16 protein-coding genes are annotated in these 17,617 nt (G+C 68.2%); 4 read left to right on the forward strand and 12 right to left on the reverse strand.

Annotated elements, in window-relative coordinates; genetic code table 11:
- Positions 1-12: 12 nt before the first annotated feature.
- Entirely contained in the window at positions 13-690 is a 678-nt protein-coding gene (gene purQ / locus CDOO_RS11110; protein ID WP_026159465.1) for a phosphoribosylformylglycinamidine synthase subunit PurQ, read from the reverse strand.
- On the reverse strand, positions 687-923 hold the full coding sequence (purS, locus tag CDOO_RS11115; protein ID WP_026159464.1) for a phosphoribosylformylglycinamidine synthase subunit PurS: 237 nt from the start codon (positions 921-923) through the stop codon (positions 687-689). The genes purQ and purS overlap by 4 nt, the downstream gene beginning before the upstream one ends.
- Before the next feature lie 268 nt (positions 924-1,191).
- Here purS and CDOO_RS11120 point away from each other — a divergent pair, with 268 nt between their 5' ends.
- Positions 1,192-4,236 (forward strand): ExeM/NucH family extracellular endonuclease, encoded by a 3,045-nt coding sequence (locus CDOO_RS11120; protein ID WP_018022715.1) that lies wholly within the window; start codon positions 1,192-1,194, stop codon positions 4,234-4,236.
- Here the strand turns inward: CDOO_RS11120 and CDOO_RS11125 are convergent.
- From CDOO_RS11125 to purD, 7 genes are all read right to left on the reverse strand, one after another.
- On the reverse strand, positions 4,233-4,910 hold the full coding sequence (locus CDOO_RS11125) for a DUF2334 domain-containing protein (RefSeq protein ID WP_018022714.1): 678 nt from the start codon (positions 4,908-4,910) through the stop codon (positions 4,233-4,235). The two genes, CDOO_RS11120 and CDOO_RS11125, sit on opposite strands and share 4 nt — an antisense overlap.
- 32 nt (positions 4,911-4,942) lie before the next feature.
- Positions 4,943-7,069: a S9 family peptidase gene (locus CDOO_RS11130; RefSeq protein ID WP_026159463.1), complete on the reverse strand. Its 2,127-nt coding sequence runs from the start codon at positions 7,067-7,069 to the stop codon at positions 4,943-4,945.
- A gap of 10 nt (positions 7,070-7,079) precedes the next feature.
- A complete protein-coding gene (locus tag CDOO_RS13355) occupies positions 7,080-8,198 on the reverse strand; it encodes an HNH endonuclease signature motif containing protein (protein WP_018022712.1) in 1,119 nt (372 codons plus the stop codon).
- Positions 8,199-8,270: 72 nt separating this feature from the next.
- Positions 8,271-9,164: a phosphoribosylaminoimidazolesuccinocarboxamide synthase gene (locus CDOO_RS11140; protein WP_018022711.1), complete on the reverse strand. Its 894-nt coding sequence runs from the start codon at positions 9,162-9,164 to the stop codon at positions 8,271-8,273.
- A 104-nt stretch (positions 9,165-9,268) separates the two neighbouring features.
- Positions 9,269-10,642 (reverse strand): adenylosuccinate lyase, encoded by a 1,374-nt coding sequence (purB, locus tag CDOO_RS11145; RefSeq protein ID WP_245616277.1) that lies wholly within the window; start codon positions 10,640-10,642, stop codon positions 9,269-9,271.
- A gap of 49 nt (positions 10,643-10,691) precedes the next feature.
- Positions 10,692-11,651: a pyridoxal phosphate-dependent aminotransferase gene (locus CDOO_RS11150; RefSeq protein WP_018022709.1), complete on the reverse strand. Its 960-nt coding sequence runs from the start codon at positions 11,649-11,651 to the stop codon at positions 10,692-10,694.
- Positions 11,652-11,868: 217 nt separating this feature from the next.
- A complete protein-coding gene (gene purD / locus CDOO_RS11155) occupies positions 11,869-13,137 on the reverse strand; it encodes a phosphoribosylamine--glycine ligase (protein WP_018022708.1) in 1,269 nt (422 codons plus the stop codon).
- A 53-nt stretch (positions 13,138-13,190) separates the two neighbouring features.
- Here purD and CDOO_RS11160 point away from each other — a divergent pair, with 53 nt between their 5' ends.
- A complete protein-coding gene (locus CDOO_RS11160) occupies positions 13,191-13,604 on the forward strand; it encodes an HIT family protein (protein WP_018022707.1) in 414 nt (137 codons plus the stop codon).
- A gap of 5 nt (positions 13,605-13,609) precedes the next feature.
- Entirely contained in the window at positions 13,610-14,224 is a 615-nt protein-coding gene (locus CDOO_RS11165; RefSeq protein ID WP_018022706.1) for an esterase/lipase family protein, read from the forward strand.
- Here CDOO_RS11165 and CDOO_RS11170 read toward each other — a convergent pair.
- The 3 genes from CDOO_RS11170 to CDOO_RS11180 form a co-directional block, all read right to left on the reverse strand.
- On the reverse strand, positions 14,199-15,656 hold the full coding sequence (locus CDOO_RS11170; protein ID WP_018022705.1) for a sensor histidine kinase: 1,458 nt from the start codon (positions 15,654-15,656) through the stop codon (positions 14,199-14,201). The two genes, CDOO_RS11165 and CDOO_RS11170, sit on opposite strands and share 26 nt — an antisense overlap.
- Positions 15,657-16,367: a response regulator transcription factor gene (locus CDOO_RS11175; RefSeq protein WP_018022704.1), complete on the reverse strand. Its 711-nt coding sequence runs from the start codon at positions 16,365-16,367 to the stop codon at positions 15,657-15,659.
- 67 nt (positions 16,368-16,434) lie between these two features.
- Positions 16,435-17,190, reverse strand: a complete 756-nt coding sequence (locus tag CDOO_RS11180; protein ID WP_018022703.1) for a MerR family transcriptional regulator — start codon at positions 17,188-17,190, stop codon at positions 16,435-16,437.
- 43 nt (positions 17,191-17,233) lie between these two features.
- On the opposite strand from CDOO_RS11180, the gene CDOO_RS11185 reads away from it, so the two are divergent.
- Positions 17,234-17,542, forward strand: a complete 309-nt coding sequence (locus CDOO_RS11185) for a tRNA-binding protein (RefSeq protein WP_018022702.1) — start codon at positions 17,234-17,236, stop codon at positions 17,540-17,542.
- Positions 17,543-17,617 lie beyond the last annotated feature (75 nt).

Consider the following 17,617-nt stretch of genomic DNA (forward strand, 5'->3'; position numbering starts at 1 on the left):
AGGGGTGCTCCTCTAGGCGGCGGTGGTGAGGCTGGCGATGGCGGAGGCGAACAGGCCCAGGCCGTCGGTGGACGGGCCGGTCAGTGTCTCGATGGCGTGCTCGGGGTGCGGCATGAGGCCGACGACCCGGCCGTTCTCGCTGGTGATCCCGGCGATGGCATTGAGGGAGCCGTTGAAGTTGTCCGTGTACCGGAAAACCACCCGCCCCTCCTTCTCCAGCTTCTCGACGGTCTCCGCCGACGCCTGGAAACGGCCCTCACCATGCTTGGCGGGCACATAGATCTGCTGGCCCGGCTCGAAGGTCGAGGTCCAGGCAGTGTCGGTATTGACCACCTCGAGGTGGGTATCGACGCAGTGGAAGTGCAGGCCCTCGTTGCGGGTCAGCGCACCGGGCAGCAGGCCGGCCTCGGTGAGGATCTGGAAGCCGTTGCAGATACCCAGGACGGGCATGCCCTTGTGCGCGGCCTCGACGGTCGCCTTCATCATCGGGCTGAGCGCGGCGATTGCTCCGGAGCGCAGGTAGTCGCCGTATGAGAAGCCGCCGGGAACGACCACGGCGTCGATGCCGGTGAGGTCGGTGTCGCCGTGCCAGAGTTCGACGGCCTCGGCCCCCGCGTATCGGACGGCACGCAGCGCGTCGACGTCGTCAAGCGTTCCCGGAAAGGTGATCACACCAATTCGTGCGCTCACTCGGACACCTCGATCTCGTAGTCCTCGATGACCGTGTTGGCCAGCAGCGTGGAGGCGATGTTCTCCAGGTCGGCGCGGGAGACGGAGTCGTCGACCTCGAGCTCGAAACGCTTGCCCTGGCGCACATCTGACACGCCCGAGACGTTGATGCGGCCCAGGGCCCGGATCACGGCTTTGCCCTGCGGGTCGAGGATTTCCGCCTTGGGCATGACATTGACAACTACACGAGCCATAGTGATTCCTTCTTCGGTTTCCCACTGAGCTGAACTGACCTGATGGACTTGCGCCCTACTCTATCGTCCACCCGGGGAGGCCACCTAGTCGCCGGTGGCAGCCCCATCGCCCGGCAGGGAGACGTCAGACCAACCCCCCGGGGACTGCGCGTGAAGAGGTGGTGAATTCCAAGCAAATCCCCAGGTCGATTTCAGACTCATCCAACATGGCTTACATAAATGGTTTACAACAAGTGGGTAACAGTCCTCCTACCAAGGGAACCCCCACGTGTCTCTCCTCTCCACCCGCATGACGGCCCGCGCCGCGCTCATCGCCACCTTCGCCACCACCTCCACCGTCCTCGCTCCGCTGGCCACCGCCGCGCCGGACGGCTCGAACATCGTCATCTCGGAGGTGTACGGCGGCGGAGGCAACAACGGCTCCGTCTTCGCCAACGACTTCGTCGAGCTGTACAACCCCACGAATGCGCCGATCAACGTGGCCGGGTGGGTCATCCAGCAGCAGTCCGCTGCCGGCAACCGCGGTTCAGACGTCACCCTGACCGGCACCATCCCCGCTCGGTCGCACTACCTGGTCGCGGGTGCCGCGGGCTCCAACGCCACCGCTGCCCTGCCCGCTCCCAACGAGACCAGCAACCTGGCCTTCTCCGGCACCAACGCCTCGGCGGTTCTGTTCAACGGCCCCACCGTGGTCGACAAGGTCGGCTGGGGAAACGCCACGAACGTCGAGGGCGCGGCAGCCCGGGCGACCACCAACGCCACCTCCGTCGCCCGCACCAACCCGGCCATCGACACCGACAACAACGCCGCCGACTTCGTCGTGGGCGCGCCGACCCCGCAGGGCACCTCCGGGGGCACCGGCCCCACCGATCCGACCGATCCCACCGACCCGACCGATCCCGTCGAGCCTGGCGCGATCACCCCGATCGCCCAGATCCAGGGCACGGGCGCCACGTCCCCGCTGGACGGCCAGAGCGTCACGACCGAGGGCGTGGTCACCGCCGTGTACTCGGACGGTGGAAAGAACGGCATCGTCATCCAGACCGGCGGCACCGGCGCCGAGACCCCCGCCGCCTCGCCCGCGATCTTCGTCTACCTCGGTAATGGCGGGGTCTACCCCACCATCGGCCAGTCCGTCACCGTCGCCGGCCGGGTCGCCGAGTTCAACGGGGTGACCCAGCTGACCGGCCCGACGATCACGCCCCGCGCCGCGGCGCTCGAGCCCGTCACCCCGCTGGCCATCGACTACCTCCCGAACGGCGACGAGGCGCGCGAGCCGCTCGAGCACATGCTTCTCCAGCCCACCGGCGCCCACACAGTGACCAACAACTACCAGCTCAACGCCTTCGGCGAGCTCGGCCTCGCCCCCGGCGAGGAGGCCCTGCGCCAGCCCACCGACGTGGTCCTGCCCGGCGCGGAAGCCCAGGCGCTGCAGGCGGAGAACGATGCCCGCGTGGTCACCCTGGACGACGGGCGCACCCCGAACTACACCACCAAGGCCCAGGACGTCCCGCTGCCCTACATCTCCCAGGACAACGGTCAGACCATCAAGTCGATCCGCACCGGCGACGCGGTCTCCTTCCAGCACCCCGTCGTGCTCGACTACAGCTTCGAGCTCTGGCGCTTCCAGCCCACCACCCCGGTGACCGGCGCGACGGCCGGCGCCGACCTGCCCATCTCCTGGGAGGATTCCCGCGCCGCCGAGCTGGGCGCCATGGCCGGGGTCGCGGGTGACTACTCCATCGCCTCGTTCAACGTGCTCAACTACTTCACCACCCTGGGCAAGGACAAGAACTGCCGCTCCTACAACGACCGCAACGGCACTCCCGTCACGGCCAACAGCTGCGACGTGCGCGGCGCCTACACCGAGTCCGCGTTCAACGACCAGCAGGCGAAGATCGTCAACGCCATCAACACCATGGACGTCGACGTGCTCGGTCTCGAGGAGATCGAGAACACCGCCACCGTCTCCGGAGACGCCTCCCGTCGCGACGAATCCCTCGCCGCACTCGTCGAGGCCCTCAACGCCGCCGCCGGTTCCGAGCGCTGGGCCTACGTCGAGTCCCCGGCTCAGGTCGGCCAGGACGAGGACTTCATCCGCGTCGGCTTCATCTACAACCCGAACACCGTCGAGCCCGTCGGCGACTCCCGCATCTTCAACGACCCCGCCTTCACCGGCACGGCGCGCCAGCCCCTGGCCCAGGAGTTCCGCCCCGTCGGCGGCGGCGAGTCCTTTGTCGGCGTGACCAACCACTTCAAGTCCAAGGGTTCCGTCACCCGCGGCGACGCCGACACCGGCGACGGCCAGGGCAACAACCCCAACATCCGCAGGGCTCAGTCACAGGCGCTTATCGATGCCCTGTCCGAGCAGTCCGACTGGGCCGACGCCCCCGTCTTCCTCCTCGGCGACCTCAACTCCTACTCCCGCGAAGACGCCATCCGCACGCTGGAGGCCAACGGCTACACCAACATCAGCGGCGTCCACGACAACAACGAGCCGACCTACCAGTTCGACGGCCAGCTCGGCTCCCTCGACCACGCCTTCGGCAACGCCGCGGCCATGGGCCTGATCCAGGACGCGCGGGTGTGGAACATCAACGCCGACGAGTCCATCGCCTTCGAGTACTCGAGGCGCAACTACAACGTCGTCGACTTCTACGACGACTCGCCGTTCCGCTCCTCCGACCACGACCCCATCAAGGTCGGCTTCAACCTCGGCGACACCCCCGACGACGTCGAGGTCGAGGTCATCGCCGGCGAGATCGAACCCGGCAAAGACTTCGCCGTCACCGCTCCCGAGGGCTCCGTGGTCACCGGGCTTCCCGACGGCTGGACCTCCACCTACCGCGACGGCCAGATCATCATCACCGCCCCCGCCGACGCCAAGGACGGCGAGACGGCCACCATCCGCATCACCTCCGGCGACCGCGTCGTCGCCCAGGGCACCATCACCGTCACCGCCGACGCCCCGGTCATCGACCCCGAGCACATCGACGCCGACATCAAACCCGGCAAGACCGTCGCCATCGACGCCCCCCAGGGCTCCGTGGTCACCGGGCTTCCCGACGGCTGGACCTCCACCTACCGCGACGGCCAGATCATCATCACCGCCCCGGCCAACGCCAAGAACGGCGACACCGCCAACATCACCGTGACCTCCGGTGACCAGATCGTCGCCGAGGGCACCATCACCGTGACCAAGGAAACCCCGGGCAAGGGCAGCTCCGGATCCTCCTGGAACCCGCTGCGCGGGTTCTTCGACTGGCTGGCGAAGCTGATCGGCGGGTTCTTCGGCCGCTTCTCAAACTCCTAGTCTAGACGAGGGTAGACAGTGGCCGTGGCCCCCGCATCGCGGGCGGCCACGGCCGCTGCCACGAAATCCCTCGCCGTCTTGTTGTCGGAGAGGTTGCGTCCGGAGATCGACAGGCGGATGGAGTTGCCCTGCCCCGCACCCCGGGTGGCGGCGCGGATGATGCCGCGCCGCCACCACTTCGCGGCGCCGAAACCCTCGCCGACGGAGAGGTTGCGGGCCTGATGGAAGGTGCCGTCGACGAGGTTGTGCACGCCCTTCGTCGAGGCGGCCAGGCGGAAGCCGAAATCCGGCAGCACCTCGAGCGTGCCGGGTGACATCTGCCAGCGCGGCGGGGCGAACACCTCGGTGGCGAAACCCAGGCTGTCCATCTGGCGGGTCGCCCCCTTGAGCCGCAGCCGTGCCTCGTGGGCATCGAGGGTGGCGAACTCCGCGCGCCGCCCCTGAGCCGGTTTGTCGAAGCCGTTGAGGATGAGCGGGCGGTCGTCGTCACGCATCTTTTCCAGCCACGCCCGGGTGGCCTTGTCCTTGGCGAGGTGCCAGGAGCCGTCGATATGCGGTGCCACCAGCAGCGATACCGGGATTCCCTCCGCGTCGAGGGTGGACACGAGCTTATCGACGTCCCCCCTCGTGTCCGAGAAAATCGACGACACGGAGACAAGGAGGCGGCCAGACATGACCGCGATTATCCCACGGCCACGCCCACCTGTCATGCGGTACGGCCCGTGGCCTTGTTCACCGTCCACGCGTACTCGAAGGCCGTCTCGCGCCACTTCTCGTACCGCCCCGACACCCCGCCATGACCGGCCGACATCGCCGTCTTCAGCAGGAACTGCCCACCCGTCGCCGTCTCCCGCAGCTTCGCGATCCACTTCGCCGGCTCCACGTACAGCACCCGGGTGTCGTTGAGGCTGGTGATGGCAAGAATGTCGGGGTAGTTCTGCTTCGCGACGTTCTCATAACCCGAATACGACGCCATGTAGTCGTACACCTCCGGATCGTGGAACGGATCACCCCACTCGTCCCACTCCGTCACCGTCAGCGGCAGCTCCGGCATGAGCATCGACGTCAGACTGTCGACGAACGGCACCACCGCCTGGATCCCCCGGAACTTCTCCGGCGCCATGTTCGCCACCGCCCCCATGAGCATCCCGCCCGCGGAACCACCCTCCGCCACCAGCATCTCCGGCGACGTCAACCCCCGGTCAATGAGGTCATCCGCCACATCAATGAAATCCGTGAACGTGTTCTTCTTGTTCAGCAGCTTGCCCTCGTCGTACCAGCCCCGACCCATCTCACCACCGCCACGCACATGCGCCACCACAAACATCATCCCGCGATCGAGCAACGACAACCGCGAGATCGAGAAACCCGGATCCGTCGACGACTCATACGCGCCGTACGCGTACAGCAACGCCGGCTGCGCCCTAGACGTGTCTAGGTCCTTTCGGTGCACCACCGACACCGGAATCTGCGTCCCGTCCGCCGCCTGCGGCCACAACCGGTACGCCGTGTACTCCTCCGGGTCATACCCGCCCCGGACCTCCTGCTCCTTCAACACCGTCATCGCACCCGTCGCCACCTCATAATCCAGCACCTGCGCCGGCTGCGTGAACGAGGTGAAACTCAACCGCAGCACCGGCGCATCCCACTCCGGGTTGCCGCCGATGCCCGCGGAGTAGAGGTCCTCGGAGAAGGGGATCTCAGAGAATTCCCCAAAACCCCTAGTCTTGTCTAGGGGCATGACCGCGATCCGCCCGATCGCGCCCTTCCGGTAACCGAGCACGATCTGGTTCTCATACGTGTCGACCCCCTCGATGCGCGTCCCCGGCTCATGCGCCACCAGCTCAGTGAGCTCACGCAGCGGCGGCAGCTCACCCACCGCGCACTCCCCCACCGCAAAATCCGGGCCTGTCGCGTTATGGGTGACGATCCACCGATCCTCACCCGCGACCACCGCGTGGTCGACGGAGTACTCGATGCCCGGTTCGCGGGGCCATAGGAGCTCAAATCCCTCCTCCACCCCCTCGACTAGACAGACGCTGGTCTCCGAGGTGATCTTCGACGCCGACTCGATGATGAGGAACTTCTCGCTCCGGGTCCCACCGACCCCCACGGTGTATCGCTCATCCTCCTCGCGGTACACAAGCACGTCCTGCTCCTCCGGCGTGCCGATGCGGTGACGCCACACGGTGTCCGGCCGCCAGGCGTCGTCGACGCGCTGGTAGAAGAGGTACTCCTCACCCGCCCAGGTGGCGCCGTAGAAGATGCCGGTCAGGCGGTCGTCGAGAAGCTCACCCGTCTCCAGATCCTTCACGAAGAGATCGAAACGTTCATCACCCTCCGTGTCCACCGAGTACGCGAGGTAGCGGCCCGATGTCGTCACCGATGAGGCGCCGAGCGCGAGGAAATCGTGACCCTCGGCCAGTTCGTTGAGGTCGAGGATGACCTGCTCGCCCTCGGGGCGGCCGGTTTCCGGGATCGTCAGCGGGGTCCACGGATCACTCCCCTCGTCTAGACGAAGGCGGCAGGAGAGACCGTAGCTCTTGCCCTCCTCGGTGCGGCCGTAGTACCACCAGTCCCCGGCGCGCACGGGTACGGACATGTCAGTCTCTTTGACCCGCGACTTGATCTCCTCGTAGATGTTCCCGGTCATCTCGTTTAGAAGAGAGGTGTTCGCGGCGAGGTAGGCGTTCTCCGCCTCCAGGTAGGAGATCGTCTCGGGCGCGTCCTTGTCGCGGAGCCATTCGTAGTCGTCGACAAATTTCCGCCCGTGGAACTCGCGTACCACGGGCTTTTTGGCGGCGAGGGGAACTGTTGCGTGGGGTTCAGACATGGCCGCCATGCTACTGGCGCGCCGCGATGGCCTGTGCGGAGAGGTTCTTGATGGGGTGGGTGTTCCTGGTGGGCGGGTCGTCGCCCCGGCGGTGGAGGATGCGGCCGTGTTCCCGCTCGACCCGGCCGTTGCGGGGTGGGGCGTCGGGGTCGTCGTCGTTGCGGGCGTTGCACCGGCGGCAGAGTTTGGTCATGTCGCGGACGTTGGTGAATCCGCCCCGGTTCCAGGCTCTGATGTGGTGGTTCTGACTCTCGGTGGCGGGGGTGGTGCAGCCGGGGCCCTCGCAGAGGATGGATTCGGCGTCGAGTAGCGCGCTCTGTTTCGGGCTGGCCAGTCGTCTAGACCTGTAGAGGTTGACGGGCCCGGCGACGGGGTCGTAGAGGCCGACGACGTGATGGTCGTCCATGAGCTTGGCGACGAGCTCCGCCCCCGTGATCGTCGTCCCGTCGGTGAGCGCGAAGACGCAGTCGTCGCCGTCGTCACGCAGCAGCTTCGCCCAGTCACCGATGCCGACGACCACGTGCGGGGTGATCGTCTCGACGGCCCGGCCACCGCTCATCGCCGCGTCGTACATCGCCTGCTCGTAGCTCAGCCGAGGATCGGCGGCACGCAGCCGGCGGGCCGACTTCTCCCACCCCGCCCGCAGAGCGGCGATGTCGCGCTCAGGGCCGTAGATGGTGAGGTTGCGGCAGCCCTTGGCGTCGGTGTTCTTGCCGCCCTTGACGGCGCGGCGGGCGTGCGCCATCGCATCCGCCCCCTCGACTAGACGATTGCGGGAGCGGACGATGGCGACGGCGGCGCGGTTGATCTCGTCGACCGTCCCGCGCAGGGCGAGAAGCTCGAGCCGCAGGGCCCACTGGTCACCGTCGAGTAGCGAGCGGGCGTTCTTGTCGATGACGTGCAGTGCGTCGAGGCTGAAGCCGGCCTCGCGGGCGGCGTCGATGCAGGCCTGCTGCTGCTTCCGGGAGCGGGTGGGGCCGTAGAAGGTTTCGGCGAGGGTGCGCCAGCGGCCGGCCAGCGAATTGGTGATGCCGCAGGCCAGCAGGTCGTCCTTGGACATGCCGCTGATCGCCTCGAGGAAGTCGATGCCCTGCGACTGCAGGGTGCGGAACATGTCGATGAGATCCATGCCCCGGAAGTTACGAGCCGCCGACCCCGGCGGACAGTCGGCCCTGTGGATAACCGGGTAAAGGGGCGTCGATTAGCGGCAGTCCCCAACCCAGTAGCAGAAGCGCTCGCCGGAGAGGCGTTCATATGCTTCGATGTATCGGTTACGGGTCGCCTCGACGACGGAGCCCGGCAGGGCGGGCGGCGGGGTGTCGGAGGACTTGTCCCAGCCCGACTTCGGGGAGATCAGCCAGTTGCGCACGTACTGCTTGTCGAAGCTCGGCTGCACGTCGCCCGGGCGGTAGGACTCCGCCGGCCAGTAGCGGGAGGAGTCGGGGGTGAGCACCTCGTCGGCGAGCACGAGGTTTCCATCGGCGTCGAGGCCGAACTCGAACTTCGTGTCGGCGAGGATGATGCCCTTCGCCTCGGCTAGACGAGTGGCTTCGGTGTAGATGCGCAGGGTGGCGTCGCGAAGTTCCTTCGCCCTCCTCTCACCTAGACGAGAGGAGACGGTGGAGAAGGGCACGTTTTCGTCGTGATCCCCCAGCTCCGCCTTCGTCGCCGGGGTGAAGATGGGCTCGGGCAGCTGCGAGGACTCGACGAGCCCGTCGGGGAGCTGGACGCCGCAGACGGAGCCGTGCTGCTGGTATTCGGCGAGCCCGGAGCCGGTGAGGTAGCCGCGGGCGACGCACTCGAAGGGCAGCATCTCCAGGCGTTTGACCACGAGGGCGCGGCCGAGGACTTCCTCGGGGATGCGGGGGTCGTCGGCGGGGCCGGCGAGGTGGTTGGGGAAGTCGATGTTGTCGAAGAAGTACACGCTCATCGCGGTGAGGATCCGCCCCTTGTCGGGGATCTCCGGGGTGAGGACGTGGTCGTAGGCGGAGATGCGGTCGGTGGCCACCATGAGCAGGTGGTGGTCGTCGATCTCGTAGAGTTCGCGGACTTTTCCGGCGGAGAGGTGGTTGTAGTCGGACAGCTCGGGGCGCATGTGGGTGCAGTCTAGACCCGGTGGGGGGTGGGCGGGGAATTTCAGGGGGTTCAGCGGGCCCGTCCCGGGGATGTCGGTGGCCGCTGCCCCGGCCCACCCCTCGTCTAGAGGATGTCGCCGGGGCGGTACTTCGCCGCCTGGGGGTACTGCCCGACGAGATCGCGCACCCGCACGAGCATCCGCGCGACCTGGCCCTCGGCGTCGCCGATGAAGGCGTGGCGGTCGGCCAGGGCCCTCTCCAGCTCGGCGGCGCCGAGCGGGAAGGCGGGGTCGGCGGCGAGACGCTCGACGAGGTCCTGTTCCCCGCCGTTCTCGCGCATGTTCAGGGCGACGGCGACGGCGTGGCCCTTGATGATCTCGTGGGCCTCCTCCCGGCCCTGGCCCGCGCGCACGGCGGCCATGAGCAGCCTGGTGGTGGCGAGGAACGGCAGGTAGCGCTCGAGTTCCCGGTCGATCATCGCGGGGAAGGCCCCGAACTCGTCGAGCACGGTGAGGAAGGTCTCGAACATGCCGTCGATGGCGAAGAACGCGTCCGGCAGCGCGACGCGGCGCACCACCGAGCAGAAGACGTCACCCTCGTTCCACTGCTGGCCGGCGAGGTCGGCGGACATGGTGAGGTAGCCGCGCAGGATGACCTGCAGGCCGCCGACCCGCTCGCAGGAGCGGGCGTTCATCTTGTGCGGCATGGCCGAGGAACCGACCTGGCCCTCCTTGAACCCCTCGGTGACGGTCTCGTTGCCGGCCATGAGGCGGATGGTGGTGGCCAGCGAGGACGGCCCGGAGCCAAGCTGCACCAGCGCGGAGAGGGCGTCGAAGTCGAGGGAGCGCGGGTAGATCTGGCCCACCGAGTCGAAGACCTTGCGGAAACCCAGGAAGTCGGCGATGGAGCGCTCCAGGCCGGCGAGTTTGTCCGTGTCCCCGCCCACGAGGTCGAGCATGTCCTGGGAGGTGCCCATCGGTCCCTTGATGCCGCGAAGCGGGTACCGGTTGAGCAGTTCGTCGATACGCTGCACGGCCACGAGCATCTCGTCGGTCGCCGAGGCGAAACGTTTGCCCAGCGTCGTCGCCTGCGCGGCGACGTTGTGGGAGCGCCCGGCCATGACCAGGCTCTGGTAACGCGCGGAGTGCTCGCCGAGGCGGGCGATGACGGCGACGGACTTGTCGCGGATCAACTCCAGGGAGCGGAAGATCTGCAGCTGCTCCACGTTCTCGGTGAGATCGCGGCTGGTCATGCCCTTGTGGATGTGCTCGTGGCCGGCGAGCGCGTTGAACTCCTCGATGCGCGCCTTGACGTCGTGGCGGGTGACCCGCTCGCGCTCAGCGATGGAGCCGAGGTCGACGCGGTCCGCGACTCGCTCATAGGCCTCGATCACCCCGTCGGGGATGGTGATGCCGAGCTGACGCTGCGATTTCATCACCGCGATCCACAGCTGTCGCTCGATCTGGATCTTGGTCTCGGGGCTCCAGATCTCGGCCATGCCGACGGAGGCGTACCGGGACGCGAGGACGTTGTCGATCTTTTTCTTGTCAGCCACGGTGCAAGAGTACCCCGAGGCGTCGGCACGCCTCACGTGCCTCGTCGGCGGGGCCGCACAGCGAAAGGCGCACCCAGCCGTGGCCGTCGACGGGGTCGAAGTCGACGCCCGGCGCGACCGCGACCCCTATCGTCTCGACGAGGGAGGCGGCCCAGGCCTCCGAGTCCTCCGTGACGTCCGAGACGTCGACCCACAGGTACAGCCCGCCGTCGGGCTCGGCGAAGCGGGTGAAGCCGATCGTCCTGAGCTCCGCCAGCAGCACGGAACGGGTCTCGGCGTACCGCGCGACGTGGGCGTCGAGCTCCGCGCGTGCCTCGGCGCCGAAGGCCTCGCGCCCGGCGATCTGGCTTATCGACGGCGCGCACAAGGCAATCGACGCCTGCAGGTTATCCATCCGCGCGACGAGTTCCTCCGGGGCAATCGCCCAGCCGACCCGCCACCCCGTCATGGAGAAGTACTTCGACAGGGTGCCCACCACGACCGCCTGTGCGGAGAACTCGCGTGCCGACGCCGTCGGCCGACCGAAGCTGATGCCGTGATAGTCCTCGTCGGAGATGAGCACGCAGCCCTTCTCCTCACACCACAGCGCGATGCGGCGCAGCTCATCCGGGTCGATGATCGTGCCGGCGGGGTTGTTCGGGCTGGTCACCATGACCGCGGCCGGCACCTCGTCCAGCGCCTCGAGCATGCCCACGGTGGGCTGGAACCTCGTCTCCTCCGAACACACGAGATCGACCACCCGGGCACCGATCGACTGCAGCACGTTGCGGTAGGCCGGGTAGCCGGGCCGCGGCAGCGCTACCGTGTCGCCCTCCTCCAGGACGGCGAGGAAGGTGTCCAGAAAGGCACCGGAGGAGCCCGTGGTGACGATGACGTTGGCGGCGGTCGTCGATACGCCGTACGTGGAGGAGTGCCACTGCGCGATGGCCTCGCGCAGCGGGCGATCACCCACGACCTCGGTGTATCCCAGCGACTCCTCGTCCAGGGCACGCCGGGCGGCCGCGCGTACAGGCGCCGGGCGGCCGCGCGTACAGGCGCCGGCGCGCCGGTCGTGGGCTGGCCGGCGCAGAGCATGATCGTCTCCTTGCCCTGCGCGCGGCGGCGGTGGACGAGGTCGAGCATCTGCATGACGCGGAAGGGGGCGACGTCGCCGCGCTGCGACAACCTGGTCATACGGTGATCTCGCCGGCGATCGCGCGGGCCGCGATGTCCGAGCGGGTGAAGCCTCCGGGCAGGTCGATCCCCTCGACTAGACGATAGGTGTGATCGCGCGCCTCCTCGAGCGTCGCGCCCTTGCCCAGGACGGCGAGCACGCGGCCGCCGGCGGAGACGTACCGGCCGTCCGCACTGGCGGTGCCGGCGTGGAGGACGGCGGTGGGGTCGTCGAGAAGTTCCCCGGTGAGGGGGTCGCCCGTGCGCGGGGAGGCGGGGTAGTTGTGGGCGGCGACGACGACGGTGACGGCGTAACCGTCCTCCCACTCCAGCTCCCCGAACTCGGCGAGCTCGCCGCGGGCGACGGCGCGCAGCACCTGGCCGAGCGGGGACTTCAGGAGGGAGAGCACGGCCTGGGTCTCGGGGTCGCCGAAGCGGGCGTTGAACTCGATGACCGAGGGACCGTCCGCGCCCCACGCGGCGCCGACGTAGAGCAGGCCGAAGTAGGGCTGGCCGCGGCGGACCATCTCGGCGGCGACGGGCCGGGCGACCTCGTCGACGATGCGCTGGACGCCGCCGTCGGGAAGCCAGTCGAGGGGCGCGTAGGCACCCATGCCGCCGGTGTTGGGGCCTTCGTCATGGTCATAGGCACGTTTGTGGTCTTGGGCGGGCAGCAGCGGGACGACGGTCTCGCCGTCGACGAGGCAGAACAGCGACACCTCGGGCCCGTCGAGGAAGGACTCCAGCAGGACGGGGTTGCCGGCGGCGAGGACGGAGTCGACGTGTGCGCGGGCCTCGTCGATGGAGGTGGTGACCACCACGCCCTTGCCGCCGGCGAGGCCGTCGTCCTTGACCACGTAGGACGGCCCGTAGCCGGCAAGGACGGCGTCGATGTCCGCGGCCGTGGCGCCGGGCAGGATCTGATCGGCGGAGGCGGTGGGCACACCCGCGGCCTGCATGACCTCCTTGGCGAACTGCTTGGAGCCCTCGAGCTGGGCGGCCGCGCGGGAGGGGCCGAAGACGTCGAAACCCGCCGCCCGCAGCACGTCGGAGACGCCGGCAACCAGGGGGATCTCCGGGCCGATGACCACCAGGTCCGCGGCCACCTCGCGGGCCAGCTCCGCCATGGCCTCGCCGTCTGAGATGTCACCGGCGTGGCAGGTGGCCAGCCGGGCAATTCCGGCGTTGCCCGGGACCGCGTGGATCTCCTCCACCGCCGGATCGAGGGTGAGGGAATGAATGATGGCGTGCTCGCGGCCGCCGGACCCGATGACAAGGATGCGCATGTTCGGTGATTTTAGTCTGTGCCCGGGGTGCCCGACCGGTTAGGCTGGCACGCATGAGTAGCGTCTTCACAAAAATCATCGACGGCGAGCTGCCTGCCCGTTTCGTCTACCGCGACGACAAGGTCGCGGCCTTCCTCTCCATCGAACCCATCCGCTACGGACATGTGCTCGTCGTCCCGGTGGAGGAGGTGGACCGGTGGACCGACGTCGAACCCGCCACGTGGACCCATCTCAACGACGTCGCCCAGCACGTCGGCCGCGCGATCATCGAGGTCTTCGGATCGGCCCGCGCGGGTTACCTCATCGCTGGTTTCGAGGTCCCCCACGCCCACATCCACGTCTTCCCCGCCGACGACATGGGCGGCTACAACCTCGCCGACACGATCCCGGCCGACCAGACCGATCCCGAGAAGATGGACGACGCCGCCGAGCGCCTGCGCGCCGCCCTCGACATGGGCGATCTCTGAGCTGGTTGACCTGGGTTCCGCACCGCGGAACACTGCCACCCTTCGCACCCCTGGACGGCCGCACCCCGGTCATCGTCCTGCACGGCCTGCTCGGCTCGCCGGGCAACTTCGCCCCGACCATCGCCGCGCTCGGCGACGTGCCCGTCCTCGCCCCCGCGTACGGGCGGCACGGGACGGCGCTTATCGACGACTGCCTGCACGAGCTCCGGCCCGTCTTCGACGCCGCCACCCTCTCGTCTAGACGAGGGGTTGTCGACGTCATCGCCCACTCCTACGGCGCCCTCCTCGCCCTGCGCCTGGCCCACGAGTTCGACGTGCGCACGCTCGTCGGCGTCGGCCCGGCGTGGCGAGGGGTGGCGTTCTCCCGCTCGGAGGGGCTGCGCCGGGCCGTCGGCCGGGTGGCGGGTCCGGGTGCGGCGCAGCTGCTGCGCCGCACGCCTTTCGAGGTGTCCGAGCCCGCGGGGACGCGAGTGGTCTCGCTCGTCTCGTCGGGTGACCGGGTGGTTCCCCGCGCCTCCTCGGCGCTCGGCGAGGTCATCGTGCTGCCCGACCCGGTGCGCCACGGGCACCTGCCCGCTCAGGCGGAGGCGATAGTCAGCGCTCTGCGGTGGCGGGATTGAGCAGGCGCGGGAGCCGGATCCGGAATACCGTGCCCTCGCCCTGCGCCGAGGTCACCACGATGGTGCCGCCGTGCTGTTCCACCAGGGATTTGACGATGGACAACCCCAACCCCGAACCGCCGCCGGCGCCGCGGGTGCGGGTGCGGGAGGCGTCCTCGCGGTAGAAACGTTCGAAGATGTGGGGGATCGCCTCGGGGGAGATGCCACGCCCGTCGTCGATGACCTCGATGACCGCGTCGCGATCGGCCGTCGATAGGCGAAGCTGCACCGTGGCCTCCTCGCCGCCGTGGCGCAGGGCGTTGCTGATGAGATTGATGAGCACCTGGTGCAGGCGGTCGCGGTCGCCGTTGACCACGGGGGACTCCAGGACGTCGTTGACCACGGTGATCTCGCGCCCCGCAAACGCCGCCCGGGCCGAGCTGCGCGCGGACATGACCAGTTCCAGCAGGTCGACGGGCTTGAGCTCCAGGCGGGAGCCCTCGGCGCGGGTGAGCGCCAGGAGGTCCTCGACGAGCAGTTTCATCCGCCCGGACTCCTCCTCGATCTTGCCCAGCACCTTGTCGGCGTCCTGCGTGGCGCCGGAGCGGTAGAGCTCTGCGTAGCCACTGACGCTGGTCAGCGGCGTGCGCAGCTCGTGGGAGGCGTCGCCGATGAAGCGGCGCATCTGCTCCTCCTTCTCCCGGGAGGTGTCGATGGAGGAATGCAGCCTGGCCAGCATGATGTTGAGGGAGCGGGACAGCTGCCCGACCTCGGTCTCCGGCGACCAGTCGGGGACACGCCGGTCGAACTCCCCTCGGGAGATGGCCCGCGCGGTGGACTCAACCTCTCGGAGCGGGGCGAGGGCACGCCGGATGAACCACGCCCCCACCAGCGCCATGATCACCAGCACGATGAGCGAAATGAAGATCTGCACCGCCATCAGCCCCCCGAGCATGGCGTCCTCTCGCTCGAGCGACTGCGCCACGATGGTGACCCCCAGTGGGGTGGCCACACCCATTGCCCGCCACTCGACGTCCTCCACGGACCCGGGCAGGGAGCCGACGGTGGTGGGCCCGCCCTCGATGTCGACGCCGCCGAAGTTCGGCCGGGTGTCCGAGGCGTTGATCCACTGCTGGTTCCCGCTCGGGTCGATGCGCAGGACGGCGAACTCGCTCGGCGGGCCCACGACGGCCGGCGCGCTCTGATAGATGTCCGGGTCCTGGGTCCACCCGCCGACGCTGGCGGTGAGGTCCGCGTCCACCCGCTGGAGCAGGACCTCACGCATCACGGCGGTGGTGGCCAGGGCCGACGCGACCAGGCCCACCGACGAGACGACGATGATGATGACCACGAGCCAGGTCTGCAGGTTGACGGCCCGTCGACCTGCCCGCTTGCCGCCGATCCCGCTGCTACCGCCGGCCTCGCCGGTGAACACGGGGGGTGTGTCGGTCACTTACTTACGCGGGGTGCGCAGGACGTAACCGACACCACGCACGGTCTGGATGAGCGGCGTCTCCCCGGTGTCGATCTTGCGCCGCAGGTAGGAGATGTAGGACTCGACGACGTTGCCGTCGCCGCCGAAGTCGTAGTGCCACACGTTGTCCAGGATCTTCGCCTTGGAAAGCACGACTTCGGCGTTGAGCATGAGGTAGCGCAGCAGGTTGAACTCGGTGGGCGAGAGTTCGATGACCTCGCCGGCCTTGGTGGCCTCGTGGGTCTCGTCGTTGAGGGTGATGTCGGCGTAGCGGATGGTGGCGTCGCCGGTCTCCTCCTCGGCGATGTTGCCGCGGCGCAGGATGACGCGCAACCGGGTGATCACCTCCTCGAGCGAGAAGGGTTTGGTGACGTAGTCGTCGGCGCCGATGGTGAGGCCGTGGATGCGGTCCTCGACGGCGTCTTTGGCGGTGAGGTAGAGGACGGGGCCGTCCAGGCCCTCCTCGCGGAGCTTGGACAGCAGCTCGAAACCGTCCATGCCGGGCATCATCACGTCGAGGATGAAGGCGTCGGGCTGGAAGGAATGGGCCAGCTCCAGGGCCTTCTGGCCGGAGGACGCGGTCTCGACCTCAAAGCCCTGGAACTTCAGGCTGACGCTGAGCAGGTCGACGATGTTGGGTTCGTCGTCGACGACGAGGACCTTGACGGGAGCGGTGGTTTTTTCAGGCATGACGCCCAGTAAACACCCCCGCCATCCCCACGCACTGGATTATTTCTGGACGTTTGCTGTTAGACCGTCACCACTGCGCCTGGTCGGGGTCGAGCCCCTCCTCCCGGGCCTGCGCCTCAATGAGTTCCAGCAGGTAGTCGGCGTTTCCGTGGTACGTCTGGCTGAAACGGTCGTCCTGGACGTACATGCGGGCGAGCAGGACCTGCCGTCCGCGGGGGACGTCGTAGAAGCGGGCCACGGACGCGCGGTGCGCCTCGACCAGCCGGGCGGCGTCGTCACTGCCCGGGGTGACGCCGCGGGAACGGGCGTCGGCCAGTTCGGCGGCAAACGCCTCCATCTCCTCCTTCACGGCGCGGAAGTCCGCGGGGCTCATCTGCTGCTGGACCTGCTGGGCCTGGCCCCACTCGGGCGTGCCTCCCCAGCGCTGCTCGGCCTCCTCGGCGTATCCGGGCCAGTCCTCGCCGAACGCCTCGATCTTGTCGTTCATAGTCATGGTGTCTCCCCTTTCCAGGAGTTCGTCGACTGCGTGCATCATTGCCCGCAGGTGACCGGCCCTCTCCCCGAGCACCGTCCGCTGCCGCCGGAGCGCCTCACGCGCGGACCCGGGTTCGTCGAGGATGTCCGCGATCTCCCCCAGGCTCAGGCCCGTGCCCCGGTAGACGAGGATCTGGAAACCCCGCTCCAGGTCGTCGTCGGTGTAGAGCCGGTAGTCGGACGTGGTGCGCCAGCCGGGCTGGAGCAGTCCCACGGCGTCCCAGTGGCGCAGGGTTCTGGTGCTTATCCGGAGTATCTCGGCGGCCTCGCCGATCTGATGGTCGGTCACGACCCCCACCTTCCTGGTTAACGCGGTGTTAAGGTCAAGCCCCATGAACGATATCGATCTCCGCGTCGGCGTGATCCTCTCCGCCGAGGAGTTCCCCGAGGCCCGCAGACCCGCATGGAAGCTGCTTATCCACGTCGGCCCCCTCGGCACGCTTCGATCCTCGGCTCAGATCACCCGCTATCCGCGTGAGGAGCTGGTGGGTCGGCGCGTGGTGGTGGCCGTGAACCTCGGTGAGAAACAGATAGCGAACTTCATCAGCCAGTGCCTCGTGCTCGCCGCGGTGGACGACGAGGGGACACCGTACCTGCTCGGGGTGGACGAGGGCGCGGAGCCGGGGCAGCGGGTGGCCTGAGCGGCCAACAAAAAGTGGTGGCCTCCAACGGAGACCACCACCAATCAGATGTCCGTAGGTGGAGGACGTATCCAA

This window comes from Corynebacterium doosanense CAU 212 = DSM 45436 (assembly GCF_000767055.1).
GTDB classification, from domain to species: Bacteria; Actinomycetota; Actinomycetes; order Mycobacteriales; family Mycobacteriaceae; genus Corynebacterium; species Corynebacterium doosanense.

Excerpts from the sequence above, each read along its gene's own strand:
- purS (WP_026159464.1), bottom strand. The coding sequence starts at position 923 with ATGGCTCGTGTAGTTGTCAATGTCATGCCCAAGGCGGAAATCCTCGAC.
- CDOO_RS11160 (WP_018022707.1), top strand. The coding sequence starts at position 13,191 with ATGAGTAGCGTCTTCACAAAAATCATCGACGGCGAGCTGCCTGCCCGT.
- purB (WP_245616277.1), bottom strand. The coding sequence starts at position 10,642 with ATGGCCGAGATCTGGAGCCCCGAGACCAAGATCCAGATCGAGCGACAG.
- CDOO_RS11130 (WP_026159463.1), bottom strand. The coding sequence starts at position 7,069 with ATGTCTGAACCCCACGCAACAGTTCCCCTCGCCGCCAAAAAGCCCGTG.
- purD (WP_018022708.1), bottom strand. The coding sequence starts at position 13,137 with ATGCGCATCCTTGTCATCGGGTCCGGCGGCCGCGAGCACGCCATCATT.
- CDOO_RS11175 (WP_018022704.1), bottom strand. The coding sequence starts at position 16,367 with ATGCCTGAAAAAACCACCGCTCCCGTCAAGGTCCTCGTCGTCGACGAC.
- CDOO_RS11185 (WP_018022702.1), top strand. The coding sequence starts at position 17,234 with ATGAACGATATCGATCTCCGCGTCGGCGTGATCCTCTCCGCCGAGGAG.
- CDOO_RS11140 (WP_018022711.1), bottom strand. The coding sequence starts at position 9,164 with ATGCGCCCCGAGCTGTCCGACTACAACCACCTCTCCGCCGGAAAAGTC.
- CDOO_RS13355 (WP_018022712.1), bottom strand. The coding sequence starts at position 8,198 with ATGGATCTCATCGACATGTTCCGCACCCTGCAGTCGCAGGGCATCGAC.
- CDOO_RS11125 (WP_018022714.1), bottom strand. The coding sequence starts at position 4,910 with ATGTCTGGCCGCCTCCTTGTCTCCGTGTCGTCGATTTTCTCGGACACG.